Origin of the sequence: Brevundimonas sp. Leaf363, assembly GCF_001424025.1 — a bacterium.
GTDB lineage: Bacteria > Pseudomonadota > Alphaproteobacteria > Caulobacterales > Caulobacteraceae > Brevundimonas.
This window is the reverse complement of record NZ_LMPZ01000004.1, coordinates 145345-159005: the sequence shown is the minus strand read 5'-3', so window position 1 is coordinate 159005 and position 13661 is coordinate 145345. Positions and strand designations below refer to the sequence as shown.

Genomic DNA, 13661 nt, shown 5'->3' with positions numbered 1-13661 from the left:
TCGGTTCGTCGCTGTCCGGGCCGCATCGAGGCAGTCAGTGACCCGGCGCGTAGGGGAACTGAAGCGCCTCGTACCAGCTCAGCGGATGCGCGGGCGCCGCCGCGCCCGCCGGCAAAGGCAGGCCGGATCGGCTCTGGAAATAGGCCACGCTGGCGTCGCGCCACCACACCGCCTCGTCGTGCTGGATGGCCAGCAGTTGGGTGGTGTCCGCGAACCGCTCCCGGTCCACGAAATCCTCCAGCGAGGCCCAGGTCGCCTGCATCGCCGTGACTTCATCGACGCCGTGGCCGTAGGTCAGGACCAGTTCGTCCCACAGCGTCCGACCCGACCGCATCCGGTAAGTCCACGGCAGGTGGTGGAACCACAGCAGGTCGGCTTCCGGCGTCGTGGCCGGATCGGCGAAGAGGCGGGCGATCTCAGGAGCATATTGGCTGACGGCGTCGCTGCCTGAGGCGGTGCGGTCGAAGCCGATGCCGGCCACGTCGGCCTGGTGATAGTAGGCCGGGTTCCACTCGGGGCGGGCCAAGTCGCTGACCCACGGGCCGGGGCCGTAGTGGTGGCCGGTGGCCATCAGGTGGTGCAGGCCCAGCGGCGTCATATAGTCGACCACCGCCTCGCGCGACCGCATCATCATGCCGACGGCCGGCTCGACGAAGCGCGGGTCCGGCGTAAAGGTCATGGCCGCCCATTCGCGGGCGATGGCGGCGGCGTCCGCATGTTCCGGGTCCCAGGCCATGCGGCCGAAGACGTACCAGTTGGCCTGGTTGAAGTCCGAGCCGGACCAGTTGCGGTCCGTGCCGATGTTGGCGACGCCGGCGATGCCGGTGAGGCGGTGGTTGAACAGGCGGCCGTCGATCACCTTGGCCACCGTCGAGCCCGGCCCACGCTGGTGGGTGTCGGCGCGCAGCACCTCCTCGAATAGCGGGCCGAGGTAGGCCAAGTGGGTCGCCTGACCGAGGTATTCCTTGGTGATCTGGAACTCCATCATCAGCGGCGTCTTCGGCATGGCGCCGAACAGCGGATGGAAGGGTTCGCGCGGCTGGAAGTCGATGGCGCCGTTCTTGACCTGGACGATGACGTTGTCGCGGAACTGGCCATCCAGCGGGACGAAGTCGTCGAACGCCTGTTTGGCGCGGTCCTCGGGGTTGTCGTGGGCGTAGACGAAAGCCCGCCACATGACGACGCCGCCGTGCGGCGCGACCGCATCAGCCAGCATGTTGGCGCCCTCGGCGTGGGTGCGGTGGTAGTCCTGTGGACCCGGCTGGCCTTCCGAGTTGGCCTTGACCAGGAAGCCGCCGAAGTCGGGGATCAGGCGATAGATTTCGTCCGCCTTGGCCTTCCACCAGGCCTGGACGGCGGGGTCCAGCGGGTCGGCCGTGGCCAGGCCGCCGATCTCGATGGGCGCGCTGAAGCGGGCGGACAGATAGACCTTGATGCCGTAGGGCCGGAAGATGTCGGCCAGGGCGGCGGCCTTGAGAAGGTACGGCTCGGTCAGGCTGAGGGCGTTGGCGTTGACGTTGTTCAGCACCGTGCCGTTGATGCCGATCGAGGCGTTGGCGCGGGCGTAGTCGGTGTAGAGGCCGGGGGTGAAGCCGGGCAGGGTGTGCCAGTCCCAGATCGACTGGCCCGCATAGCCACGCTCCACCGACCGATCCAGATTGTCCCAGTGGTTCAGCAGGCGCAGGTGCACCGCCGGCGTCTCGGCGATGTTCAGATCGTCGATGGACTGGCGCGTCTGCATCCGGCGCAGCAGGTCGAAGGCTCCGTAGAGCACGCCGGTGTCGGAGCCGCCCGCGATGACGGTGACGCGGCGACCGTTGTCGCGCACCGAGCGGAGGACATATCCCTCCGGCGCGATGGTCGTCTGGCCGATCAGCGCGGCGATCTCGGGAGCGCTAGCGAGACCATAGACCACGGCGCCGTCGGCGATTGGGCGGGTCGTCACCGCCCGGGCGGTCAGGCTTGACAGGCCCCGTTCCAGCTCGGCGGTCGCGGCGCGGATGGTGGCGCTGTCGCCCACCGGATGGAGGGATGAGACGGCCCGGCGATAGGCGGTCTCCACCGCCCCGCCTTCGGGCTGATAGCGCAGCCACAGATCATACCCGTCCTCTGCCTGCGCGGCCGGCGCCAGACCCAGGACCAGCGCCAGGGCAGCGACGAGGCCGACCATCGCCTGCGAAAGGCGTCCCATGCGTCTCTCCCTTGCCGACGTTCCGCCGGTCATTACCATCGCGGCGCGTTGACACGGCGCCGAGATCGCTCTTTGGTAGCGCTATCACGACAGGCCTTGCTCGCGAAGTAAAGCCAACAAGACGACGCACAAGCGTCGCGGAGGGAACGACGTTGACCGACCTGACCATCACCGGTGCGCGCGTCATCACGACCTGTCCGGGGCGCAACTTCGTCACCCTGAAGCTGGAGACCAAGGGCGGCCTGACCGGCGTGGGCGACGCCACGCTGAACGGCCGCGAGCTGTCGGTGGCAAGCTATCTCGCCGACCACATCATCCCCTGCCTGATCGGCCGCGACGCCCACCGCATCGAGGACATCTGGCAATACCTCTACAAGGGCGCCTACTGGCGGCGCGGGCCGGTGACCATGACGGCCATCGCCGCGGTCGACATGGCGCTGTGGGATCTGAAGGCCAAGGCGGCGGGGCTGCCGCTGTACCAGCTGCTGGGCGGGGCGTGCCGCGAAGGCGTCATGGTCTATGGCCACGCCAATGGCGAGACGGTCGAGGAGACTGTCGCCGAGGCCAAGCGCTATCTGGACGAGGGCTACAAGGCGATCCGCCTGCAGTCGGGCGTGCCGGGCCTGAAGTCGACCTATGGCGTGTCCAAGACGTTCGGCTTCTACGAACCGGCCGACGCCGATCTGCCAACCGAGAACCTTTGGTCCAGCGAGAAGTATCTGCGCTCGGTCCCGGCCCTGTTCGAGGCGGCGCGCGAGACGCTAGGCTGGGACGTCCATCTGCTGCACGACATCCACCACCGGCTGGCGCCGATCGAGGCGGGACGGCTGGGCAAGGATCTGGAGCCCTACCGTCCCTTCTGGCTGGAGGACGCGACGCCGGCCGAGAACCAGGCGGCCTTCCGCCTGATCCGCCAGCACACCACCAGCCCGCTGGCGGTCGGCGAAATCTTCAACTCCATCTGGGACTGCAAGCAGCTGATCGAGGAGCAGCTGATCGACTACATCCGCGCCACCGTCCTGCACGCAGGGGGCATCACCCACCTGCGCAAGATCGCGGCCTTCGCGGACCTGTACGGCGTGCGCACCGGGTGCCACGGAGCCACCGATCTGTCGCCCATCACCATGGCCGCGGCGCTGCATTTCGACCTGTCGGTGCCGAACTTCGGCGTGCAGGAATATATGCGCCATACGGCCGAGACGGACGCGGTCTTCCCCCACGCCTACAGCTTCGCGAACGGCATGCTGCACCCCGGCGAGGCGCCCGGTCTGGGCGTCGACATCGACGAAGGCCTGGCCGCCCAGTACCCCTACCAACGCGCCTACCTGCCGGTGAACCGGCTCGAAGACGGATCGATGCACAGCTGGTGACGCACGCCCGATCAACGGGCGGCGTCTTTTCCTGGGAGGGAACGGCATGACGGCAAGCGAAGAGGCGCCGACGCGGATCGGCCGGTACCGCTGGGTCATCTGCGCCCTGCTGTTCTTCGCCCTGACCATCAACTACGTCGATCGTCAGGTGCTTGGGGTGCTGAAGCCCTATCTGGAAACCGAGCTTGGCTGGTCCGAGACGGACTATGCCGACATCGTCTTCTGGTTTCAGGCCGCCTATGCGCTGAGCCTGCTGTGCTTCGGCCGGGTGATGGACTGGATCGGCACGCGCTGGGGTCTGGCGGTCGCCATCACGGTCTGGAGCCTGGCCGCAGTCTTCCACGCCGGCGCGCGCACCGCGATCCAGTTCTCCGTCGTTCGGTTCGTGCTGGGCCTGGGCGAAGCCGGGGTCTTCCCCGCCGCCGTGAAGACTGTGTCGGAGTGGTTCCCCAAGAAAGAGCGCGCGCTCGCCACCGGCATCTTCAACGCGGGGTCGAACGTCGGGGCGCTGGTCACGCCCATCCTCGTGCCCCTGATCGTCATCAGCCTGGGCTGGCAGTGGGCCTTCATCATCACCGGGGCGTCGGGGTTCGTGCTGCTGGCAGTGTGGCTGATCGTCTATCGGCGGCCGCACGAGCACCCGCGCCTGGGCGCGGCCGAGCGCGCGCACATCGAAAGCGACCCCGCCGATCCGCCGGGCAAGGTCGGCTGGGGCGTGGTGATCCGCAAGCGCGAGACCTGGGCCTTCCTGCTGGGCAAATTCATCACCGACCCGGTGTGGTGGCTGTTCCTGTTCTGGCTGCCAGACTTCTTCGCCAAGACCTACGACCTGAACATCCTGACGTTCGGGCCGCCGCTGGTGATCGTCTATCTGCTGGCCGACGTCGGCTCGGTGGGCGGCGGCTGGCTGTCGTCGCGGCTGATCAAGAACGGCTGGTCGATCAACCGGTCGCGCAAGACCACCATGCTGATCTGCGCGCTCGCCGTAACCCCCATCTCCATCGCCGTCTTCGCCCACAGCCTGCCGATCGCCGTGGCCCTGATCGGTCTGGCGGCGGCGGCCCACCAGGGCTGGTCGGCCAACATGTACACGCTCGTTTCCGACGTCTTCCCGCGCCGGGCCGTGGCGACCGTGGTCGGCTTCGGCGCGGCCGGGGGCGCGGTGGGCGGCATGTTCATCTCCAAGTTCGCCGGCTGGACGCTGGAGACGACCGGCAGCTATGTGCCGCTGCTCGCCTTCGCCGGCGGGGCCTATCTGCTGGCGCTTCTGGTCATCCACCTGCTGACGCCGCGGCTTGAGCCAGTGACCCTCCCGCCGGAACCCGCATGACGCGCCTTACCCTTCATCCCGACCGCCTGTTCCCGGCCGAGCCGGCGACGCGGCTGATCGCGCGGCGCCTGTACGACCAGGTGAAGGGTCTGCCGATCATCAGCCCGCACGGCCACACCGACCCGGCCTGGTTCGCCCAGAACCAGCCGTTCGAGAACCCGGCGGCCCTGCTGATCCAACCGGACCACTACGTCTTCCGAATGCTCTACAGCCAGGGCGTCCGGCTGGAGGACCTGGGGATCCCGCGCCGCGACGGCGGGGCGGTCGAGACGGACCCCCGCGCCATCTGGCGCCGCTTCGCCGAGCGTTATCACCTGTTCCGGGGCACGCCGTCGCGGATGTGGCACGACTGGGTCTACGCCAAGGTCTTCGGCCTGACCCACCGCCTCTCGGCCGAGACCGCCGACCACCATTACGACGTCATCGACGAGGCGCTGAAGACCGACGCCTTCCGCCCTCGCGCCCTGTTCGAGCGCTACAACATCGAGCTGCTGGCCACGACCGAGGGGCCGCTGGACGACCTGAAGCACCACGCGGCGATCCAGGCATCGGGCTGGTCCGGGCGGGTCATCACCACCTATCGCCCCGACCCGGTGATCGGCCCGGATCATCCGCGCTTCCTCGCCAATCTGCAGCGCTTCGGCGAGCTGACGGGCGAGGATACGGCGACGTGGCAGGGCTATCTCGCCGCCCACCGCAACCGCCGCGCCTTCTTCCGCGACCACGGCGCGACGGCGACCGACCACGGGCACCCTACGGCGGCGACCTTCGACCTGTCGACAGGGGAGGCAGAAGCCCTCTACGCCCGCGTCCGTTCCGGCGCGCACACGGCCGAGGAGGGCGAGCGCTTCCGGGGCGCCATGCTGGTCGAGATGGCGCGGATGAGCCTGGACGACGGCATGGTGCTGCAGATCCATCCGGGCGTGCACCGCAGCCACAACGCGCCCCTGCTGGCGGACTTCGGCACGGACAAGGGCGCCGACATTCCGGTGGCGACCGACTACGTCACGGCGCTGAAGCCGCTGCTCAATCGTTATGGCTCGGAGCCCGGCCTGAGCATCATCGTCTTCACCCTGGACGAGACCAGCTACAGCCGCGAACTGGCGCCGCTCGCCGGCCACTATCCGGCCCTGCGCCTCGGCCCGCCCTGGTGGTTCCACGACAGCCCCGAAGGCATGCGCCGCTTCCGCGAGCAGACGACCGAGACGGCGGGCTTCTACAACACCGTCGGCTTCAACGACGACACCCGCGCCTTCCTGTCGATCCCGGCGCGGCACGATGTGGCGCGGCGGATGGACTGCGCTTGGCTGGCCCAGCTGGTGGTCGAACACCGGCTGGACGAGGACGAGGCGCACGAGGTCGCGCGCGCCCTGACCTACGATCTGGTCAAGGCGGCGTACCGGCTGTGACGCGCCTGTCTGAAGCGACGCTGGAGGCTCTGGCCCCGTCCGTGCGGAGGCCCGCCTGTGACCGGCGAGCACTGGAGCGGGGCGTGGTGCATCTGGGGCTGGGGGCGTTCCACCGGGCGCATCAGGCCGTCGCGTATGACGATCTGGCGGCGCGGGGCGACCTACGCTGGGGCGTGACCGGCGTTTCGCTGCGTTCGCCCGAGGTGGCGGATCGGCTGAACCCGCAGGACGGCCTCTACGGCGTGGCCGTGCGCGACGGCGACCGGGTCGAGGACCGGATCATCGGCGTGCTGGGCCAGACGTTAGTGGCGCCGCGCGGCGTCGAGGCGGTAGTCGCGGCGCTGGCCGCGCCAGCGACGCGGCTTGTCACCCTGACCATCACCGAGAAGGGCTATCTGCTCGATCCGGCGGGCGGCGGCCTGATGCTGGACCACCCCGATATCGTCGCCGATTTGGCCTCGCCGCAAACGCCGAAGACGGCCATCGGCCTGATCGTCGCCGGGCTGGCGGCGCGGCGCGCGGCGGGCCTGCCGGCCTTCACCGCCATGTCGTGCGACAACCTGACGGACAACGGCGAGCGGCTGGCTCGCGCCGTGGTCGGCTACGCCCGGCGGCTGGATCCGGCGCTAGCCGAATGGATCGAGCGCCGCGTCGCCTTCCCCGCCACCATGGTCGACCGCATCGTGCCCTCGACCGAGCCCGACGACATCGCGGCGGCGCGCGCGCGGACTGGCCTGGAGGACCAGGGCCTGGTGAAGACCGAGCCCTTCAGCCAATGGGTGGTCGAGGACCGCTTCTCAAGCGAGGCACCCGATCTGGCCGCCGTGGGCGTGCAGCTGACCAGCGACGTGCGCCCGTGGGAGACCGCCAAGCTGCGCCTGCTGAACGGCGCCCATTCCACCATGGCCTACCTCGGCGCGCAGGCGGGCCTGACCTATGTGCACGAGGTTATCGCCACACCCGGCGGGCGCGCCGTCGTCGAGCGCCTGTGGGACGAGACCGCCCCCACCGTGCCGCCGCAGCCGGGCCTCGACCTCACCGCCTACCGCCGCCAGTTGCTGCAGCGGTTCGCCAATCCGGCCCTGCAGCATCGCCTGACCCAGATCGCCATGGACGGCTCGCAGAAGCTGCCCCAGCGCCTGTTCGCGCCCATGCTGACGCGGCTGAAAGGCGGCCAGTCGGTCGATGGCCTCGCGCTGGCGACCGCAGTCTGGGTCCGCTGGCTGGCGGGCCGCGACGACGCCGGCCGCCCGACCCCGCTGGACGATCCGATGGCCGAGCGGTTGCGCCGCGCCGTCTCCGGCGGCGGCGCCCGCGACCATGTCTTGGCCGTGGCCGCCATGGAGGACATCGTCCCCTCGGCCTTGGCCCAGCGCTCCGACTTCATCGACGCCGTGACCGGCGCGCTGCAGCGGCTGACCACCGGCGGTGCGGGCGCTATTCTCAACACCTCGGAGACAGACCGATGACCGCCCTGCATCGCCGCTCGCTCCTTGGCCTCGGCCTTGCCGCCGGGGCGCTTTCGATGACGGGCGCCGCGCTCGCGTCCGCGCCGCCCCACGCCCGCTGGATGCGATCCTGGTCCAGCGCCCAGATGGCCGTGGACGGCGCCAACGCCCTGCCGCCCGAGGCCATCGCCGACGCCACCCTGCGACAGTGCGTTCGCCTGACGCTGGGCGGCTCCGGCGTCCGGGTGCGCGTCTCCAATCTGTTCGGCGCAGACCCCCTGACCGTGCTGGCCGGTGGCGTCGCTCGCCCCGTCGCGCTGAACGGGTCCGCCGTCATGCCGGGCTCCCATCGTGCCCTGAGCTTCGACGGCCGACCGTCGGTGATCGTGCCGCCGGGCGCGGAATATCTCAGCGACCCCGTCGACCTGACCGTCGCCGCTTTCGACAGCCTGATGGTCAGCCTGCACCTAGCCGTCGCGCCGGGCGTCCAGACCGGCCATCCGGGATCACGCGCCACCTCCTACGTCCTGGCCCGCGACCAGACGGCGGCGGGGGACATGCCGGGCGCGACCCGCGCCGATCACTGGTGGTTCCTGTCCGGCGTGGACGTGAGGACGACCGCCGCGCCGGGCGTCATGGTCATCGGCGACTCCATCACCGACGGCTACGGCGTCCAGCCCAACACCAACGCCCGCTGGACCGACGCCCTGGCCGAGCGCCTCGCCGCCGAGCGGCCGGACACGCCACGGGCCGTGCTCAACGCCGGCTTCGGCGGCAATCGCCTGCTGGCCGACGGCGTGGGGCCGGGGGTGCTGAGCCGGTTCGAGCGCGATGTGCTCAGCGTTCCCGGCGTCGGCCACGCCATCGTCCTGATCGGCGTCAACGACCTAGGCGTCATGAGCCGGGACAACCTCGACACGCCCGACGCCATGACCGAGCTGGCGCACCGGATGATCTCGGCCTTGGCCCAGATCGCCTTGCGCGGTCGCGAGGCGGGCGTCCGCATGATTGGCGGGACGATTACGCCGTTCGTGGGCTCGGACTATTACCATCCCGGCCCAGTCAGCGAGGCTGCGCGGCAGGCGGTGAACAACTTCATCCGCTCGGCGGGCGCGTTCGATAGCGTCATCGATTTCGACGCTGCCTTGCGCGATCCGGCCGATCCGTCGCGCCTGCTGGCGGCCTACGACAACGACCACCTGCACCCCACCATCGCCGGCTATCGCGCGATGGCCGAGGCGGTGGACTTGTCTCTGTTCGACTGACTTTCTGGGCCGAAATCTGATCCCCACTGCGCGGGACCGATTTCGGTCTAGACCGCCGGCGCCGCGCAGGAGCCGCGTGGGATCAGGCTGTGTTCGAAGACGCGGCGCACCGGTTTGACCGGGCGGCCCTCGGACTTGGCGCGCATGGCGGCGACCAGGAGGTCGATGGCCTCGCGACCCATGTCGGCGACCGGCTGGCGGATGGTGGTCAGCATCGGCCAGATGTTGGTGGCGATCGGCATGTCGTCGAAACCGGCGACCGACAGCGCGTCGGGGATGTGCATCCCGACCCGGTGGGCATAGGCGACCACCGCCGCCGCCGTCGCATCGTTGGCGGCGAAGATGGCGGTGGGCCGGTCCTTCATGGTCAGCAGGCTCTCGGCCGCCACCAGCCCGGACTGGAAGTCGAACGCGCCGTGGGCCAGCCAGCGATCCGGCTCCCCGACCCCCGCCTCGCGCATCGCTTCCAGGAACCCTTGGTGTCTCAGCTCCGCCGAGGGGTGACGCGCGTCGCCGTGGATGAAGCCGATCCGCCGGTGCCCCAGCGACAGCAGGAACCGCGTCATCGCCCGCGCCGCCTCGCGGTTATCGACCACGACGCTGGAATAGTCGGCGACCGGACAGCCCGGTCCGATGGCCACCGCCGCCCCGCCCCAGCGCTGCAAATCCTCGATCAGGCCGGCATGCGCGCACAGGGGCGGCGGCAGGATCACGCCCTGCACCCCGGCCGCGATGAAGGTGGCGATCAGTTCGCGCGCGCCGTCCGGCGTCTCGCAGGTCTTCAGCATGAACTGGTGACCGCTGGCTCCGATTTGGTCCAGCCCGCCCATCAAAAGCTCGCTCAGATAGGCCTTCCCGCTCGACAGGGGGAAGGGCATGCCGATGCGGAAGGTCTCGGTCCCCGCCAGCGCCCGCGCCGCCAGGTTGGGCTGGTATCCCAGCTGGGCGATCGCCGCCTCGACGCTGGCCCGCCGGTCCGGCCGCACGCGAGTGTCGCCGTTGACCACGCGCGACACGGTCATGGGGGAGACGCCGGCCAGGACCGCGACGTCCCTGGCGGTTGCGCCCCCCTTGGCGCTGCGTTTGCGGCCGCTCTCCGTCGGCTGATGCATGGCGAATCCTCTCATCGACCGGTGGCCGATGAGCGCTTGGATGGCCCCGGTCGGCCGCCGGCGTCAACGTCGTCTTGTCGCCGTGCGCGCGCCGTGCTGTGCAGGCGGGCGAGATGAGGGAGGATGCGATGCGGATGATCGGTTGGATGCTGGCGGTGGCGCTGCTGGCGCCTGGGGCCGCGTTCGCGCAGATCTCGAATCCCGCTCCGGTGTACGTCGGCGGCCGCGCCATCGCGACCGGGGGCGGCTACGACTTCGGCTGGCCCGGCGTATATTTCGAGAGCCGCATCGAGGGGCCGGGCGTCCGCGTCCGCTTCGAAGCGCCCGCCGAATACATGCGACTGCTGATCGACGGCCAGGAGCGCGTCGTCTTTCGCCGCCCCGGCCAGGTCGACCTGACTTTGAACAACCTGGCGCCCGGCCAGCACGTCGTGCGCCTGGAGAAGCTGACCGAGAGCCAGTCCGGCGGGGGCGTCTTCCAAGGCTTCTATCCGGTGAACGGCGGCGCGGCGCTGGCTGTCACGCCCCGCGCCCGCCAGATCGAGTTCATCGGCGACAGCTATACCGTCGGCTACGGCAACACCTCGCCGGTGCGCGAATGCACCCAGGAGGTCATCCACGACACCACGGACACCCAGCAGGCGTTCGGCCCGCGCGTCGCCAACCACTACGGCGCCGACTATCGCATCAACGCCTATTCCGGCTTCGGCATCGTGCGGAATTACAACGGCGGGGTGACGGACCTCAGCCTGCCGATCATCTATCCCCGCCTGAAACCCGATACGGCCGCCGCGCCGACCCAGGACGACAGCGCCTGGAAGCCGCAGGTCATCGTCATCAACCTGGGCACCAACGACTTCTCGACGCCCCTGAACCCCGGCGAGCGCTGGGCCGACGAGGCCGCGCTGCGCGGTGCGTATCACACGCGCTACGTCGCCTTCGTGCGCGAGCTGGCGGCGGCCCAGCCGCAGGCGCGCTTCGTCCTGATGGGATCGGACGCCTTCTATGCCGACGTCGAGCGCATCGCCGCCACCGTCAATGAAGCCGCCCCCGGCAAGGTCACGACGTTGCAGTTCGGCGACCTGGACCGGATGGGCTGCGACTACCACCCTTCGCTTGCGGACGACGCCAAACTGGCGGCTTTGATCGAGGCGCACATGGACGGACTGGGCGTCTGGAGCGACGCGAACTAACAGCCCGCGCGCCGAAGTTTCGCGCGCCAGTCCGCGCGGCGGGTGCTAGCGGGGCTTCATGATCCGATCCCGCCTCGCCCGCTTCTTCACCTCGCTCAGCTTCTTCGTCATCGCCGCCCTGGTGCTGGGCGTGGCGGTGGGGGCGGGCGCGCAGGGTCTGCACAACGATACGATGATCGGCGGGCTGGGCGTGGTCGAGGCGCTGGGTCAGGTCTGGCTGAACGCGCTTCGGATGACGGTCATCCCGCTGGTCTTCAGCCTGCTGGTCACCGGCATTGTGGCCATCGCCGATGCGGCCGCGACCGGGCGGCTGGCGGGGCGGGCGCTGATGGTGTTCGGCGTGCTGCTGACGGGCGCGGTGGTCTGGGCCATCGTGGCGGGGCAGGGGCTGCTGAGCCTTTGGCCCATCGACCCCGAGGCGGGCCGCGCCCTCCTGGCCGGCATCCCCGCCGACGCCGCCGATGAGGTGGGCGCCGCCGCGCAGACCGATGGGCTGAAGGCCTTTCTAAGCAGCCTGGCTGCGTCCAACCTGATCCGCGCGGCGGCCGAGGACGGGGTCCTGGCCGTGGTCGTCTTCGCCATCGCCTTCGGTTTCGCGGCGACCCGTGTGCGCGAGGAATTGCGCCGGCCGATGGCGGCCTTCTTCGAGGCGGTGGCCGAGACCATGGTGGTGATCGTCCACTGGGTGCTGCTGGCCGCGCCGCTGGGCGTCTTCGCCCTGGCGCTGGGTGTCGGCCTGCGCGCGGGCCTGGGCGTGGCCGGGACGCTGGGCCATTACGTCGCCATCGTCTGCCTCAGCCAGATCGGCCTGATCGTCCTGATCTACGCCGTCGCCGTCGTCTGGGGCCGCATCGGCCTGGGCCGGTTCGCGCGCGCCGTCATCCCGGCTCAGGTCGTCGCCGTCTCGACCCAGTCCTCGCTGGCCAGCCTGCCGGTGATGGTCGAGCGCGCCCGCGACGGCCTGAACGTGCCTCAGCGGACGGCCGGCCTGGTCCTGCCGCTGGCGGTGGCGGTGTTCCGCATCACCAGCCCGGTCGCCAACCTGGCCGTCTGCCTCTACGTCGCCCAGCTGTATGGAGTGGAGCTTGGGATCGGGGCCCTGATCGCGGGCGGCCTGACCGCCTTCGCCGTGTCCATCGCCTCGGTCGGGCTGCCGGGCCAGGTCAGCTTCTTCGCCGCCATCGGCCCCATCTGCCTGGCCATGGGCCTGCCGCTGGGCGTGCTGCCCCTGCTGCTGGCGGTCGAAGTAATTCCGGACATCTTCCGCACCGTCGGCAACGTCACCGGGGACCTGGCCGCCACGCGGATCGTGCAGGGGCGCGGCGCCGAGGACGAGCCGAGCTAGTTGTTCGGCGGGGCGGCCGCCGCCACCGCCGTTGTCAGCCGGCAACCTCCGCTGATGCCCTGCGCCTCCGCACAGGGGAAGGCCTCCGTCCGACCCTCCTTGACGCGGAAGATGTAGCCCTCGGCGCCCGAACATTTGGCTTCGTAATAGACGCCGTTGGCGCTCGCGCCCATGTAGCGGCCGCCGTCCACCTGACAGTCCGCCGCCGGCGTTTCCGTCAGATAGGCGCGTAACGTCGCGAACTGCTCGTCCTGGGTGGTGAAGGCGCACGTCGAGCCGCTGTTGACCACGGCGAAGCACGAAATCTTGTCCCATCCCGTCTCGCTGGGGGTGATGCGGTATCCGTCGCGGCCGGCGCAGCCGATCTCATAGATGGCGCGGCTGCCGACCTGACCGATGGCGCGCACTTCGTCGACGGTGCAGTCGATGCCGGCGTCCCGCGCATATCCGGCGATGGCGGCGTCGACGTTCAGGTTGGCGGGAAGGGTGCAGCTGGCCGGCGGCTGGCCTTGCGGGTTGGCGGTCAGGAAGTGACGGGCGGCGGTATTGGCGACGACGCAGCCGGTCGCCGTGGGCGGTGTGGTCGTGGCGATCAGATAGCCCGGCCCCGAGGCGCAGGCGGTCTCGTAGAGCTTCAGGCCGTCCTGCGTCTGGCCGATCTGGACGGCTTCGGTCACCTGGCAGGCGACGCCCGCCGCGGTCGCGGCCGCCCGCGCAGCGACGGCCTCGGTGCGCAGCCGCTCGGCGCGATCGCGCTCGGACTCGCGCGAGAAATCGCGCAGGGCCGTATCCATGTTGCGGAAGTACTCGTCACGCCCGCCGATGGCGTAGGAGTCCGCTGCTCCCGTGTTCACACCGCCCACCCCTTGGGCCAGCGAAGGTGAAGCGAACATCAGGCCGAGCATCATGGCGGCCGCCGTCATCAGGCGTCTGTCGAACATATCTGAGGTCCTCTCACCCCGGTTTGGAAGCCAGGATCGGCCGCAATGACAACGCTG

Annotated in this window: 10 protein-coding genes; 7 read left to right on the top strand and 3 right to left on the bottom strand. The window is 69.9% G+C overall.

Going from position 1 to position 13661, the window contains the following annotated elements:
- Positions 1-34 precede the first annotated feature (34 nt).
- Entirely contained in the window at positions 35-2191 is a 2157-nt protein-coding gene (locus tag ASG17_RS13235; RefSeq protein ID WP_200935089.1) for an alpha-glucuronidase family glycosyl hydrolase, read from the bottom strand.
- Between the two features lie 161 nt (positions 2192-2352).
- On the opposite strand from ASG17_RS13235, the gene manD reads away from it, so the two are divergent.
- Genes manD through ASG17_RS13210 form a run of 5 tightly spaced genes read left to right on the top strand, consistent with a single transcriptional unit; the run spans position 2353 to position 9013 of the window.
- Positions 2353-3561, top strand: a complete 1209-nt coding sequence (gene manD, locus ASG17_RS13230; RefSeq protein ID WP_056105064.1) for a D-mannonate dehydratase ManD — start codon at positions 2353-2355, stop codon at positions 3559-3561.
- 46 nt (positions 3562-3607) lie between these two features.
- Entirely contained in the window at positions 3608-4891 is a 1284-nt protein-coding gene (locus ASG17_RS13225; protein ID WP_056104738.1) for an MFS transporter, read from the top strand.
- On the top strand, positions 4888-6300 hold the full coding sequence (gene uxaC / locus ASG17_RS13220) for a glucuronate isomerase (protein WP_056104736.1): 1413 nt from the start codon (positions 4888-4890) through the stop codon (positions 6298-6300). Before ASG17_RS13225 ends, uxaC begins: the two co-directional genes overlap by 4 nt.
- Positions 6297-7769 carry a mannitol dehydrogenase family protein gene (locus ASG17_RS13215; RefSeq protein WP_056104734.1) on the top strand — a complete coding sequence of 491 codons (1473 nt, stop codon included), beginning with the start codon at positions 6297-6299 and terminating at the stop codon, positions 7767-7769. Before uxaC ends, ASG17_RS13215 begins: the two co-directional genes overlap by 4 nt.
- Positions 7766-9013, top strand: coding sequence for an SGNH/GDSL hydrolase family protein (locus ASG17_RS13210; protein WP_056104732.1), 1248 nt, complete (start codon positions 7766-7768; stop codon positions 9011-9013). The genes ASG17_RS13215 and ASG17_RS13210 overlap by 4 nt, the downstream gene beginning before the upstream one ends.
- Before the next feature lie 47 nt (positions 9014-9060).
- On the opposite strand, the gene ASG17_RS13205 is transcribed toward ASG17_RS13210, so the two are convergent.
- On the bottom strand, positions 9061-10125 hold the full coding sequence (locus tag ASG17_RS13205) for a LacI family DNA-binding transcriptional regulator (RefSeq protein ID WP_056104731.1): 1065 nt from the start codon (positions 10123-10125) through the stop codon (positions 9061-9063).
- A gap of 128 nt (positions 10126-10253) precedes the next feature.
- Here ASG17_RS13205 and ASG17_RS13200 point away from each other — a divergent pair, with 128 nt between their 5' ends.
- Both ASG17_RS13200 and ASG17_RS13195 read left to right on the top strand, forming a co-directional pair.
- Entirely contained in the window at positions 10254-11318 is a 1065-nt protein-coding gene (locus ASG17_RS13200; RefSeq protein WP_082496287.1) for an SGNH/GDSL hydrolase family protein, read from the top strand.
- Between the two features lie 58 nt (positions 11319-11376).
- Positions 11377-12663: a dicarboxylate/amino acid:cation symporter gene (locus ASG17_RS13195; protein ID WP_056104728.1), complete on the top strand. Its 1287-nt coding sequence runs from the start codon at positions 11377-11379 to the stop codon at positions 12661-12663.
- Here the strand turns inward: ASG17_RS13195 and ASG17_RS13190 are convergent.
- Positions 12660-13604, bottom strand: a complete 945-nt coding sequence (locus ASG17_RS13190) for a hypothetical protein (RefSeq protein ID WP_056104725.1) — start codon at positions 13602-13604, stop codon at positions 12660-12662. The two genes, ASG17_RS13195 and ASG17_RS13190, sit on opposite strands and share 4 nt — an antisense overlap.
- Positions 13605-13661: the final 57 nt, after the last annotated feature.

What these genes read in the sequence shown, in the direction of transcription:
- ASG17_RS13205 (WP_056104731.1), bottom strand. Translation starts at nt 10,125, where the DNA reads ATGCATCAGCCGACGGAGAGCGGCCGCAAACGCAGCGCCAAGGGGGGC.
- ASG17_RS13195 (WP_056104728.1), top strand. Translation starts at nt 11,377, where the DNA reads ATGATCCGATCCCGCCTCGCCCGCTTCTTCACCTCGCTCAGCTTCTTC.
- uxaC (WP_056104736.1), top strand. Translation starts at nt 4,888, where the DNA reads ATGACGCGCCTTACCCTTCATCCCGACCGCCTGTTCCCGGCCGAGCCG.
- ASG17_RS13210 (WP_056104732.1), top strand. Translation starts at nt 7,766, where the DNA reads ATGACCGCCCTGCATCGCCGCTCGCTCCTTGGCCTCGGCCTTGCCGCC.
- ASG17_RS13190 (WP_056104725.1), bottom strand. Translation starts at nt 13,604, where the DNA reads ATGTTCGACAGACGCCTGATGACGGCGGCCGCCATGATGCTCGGCCTG.
- ASG17_RS13235 (WP_200935089.1), bottom strand. Translation starts at nt 2,191, where the DNA reads ATGGGACGCCTTTCGCAGGCGATGGTCGGCCTCGTCGCTGCCCTGGCG.
- ASG17_RS13225 (WP_056104738.1), top strand. Translation starts at nt 3,608, where the DNA reads ATGACGGCAAGCGAAGAGGCGCCGACGCGGATCGGCCGGTACCGCTGG.
- ASG17_RS13200 (WP_082496287.1), top strand. Translation starts at nt 10,254, where the DNA reads ATGCGGATGATCGGTTGGATGCTGGCGGTGGCGCTGCTGGCGCCTGGG.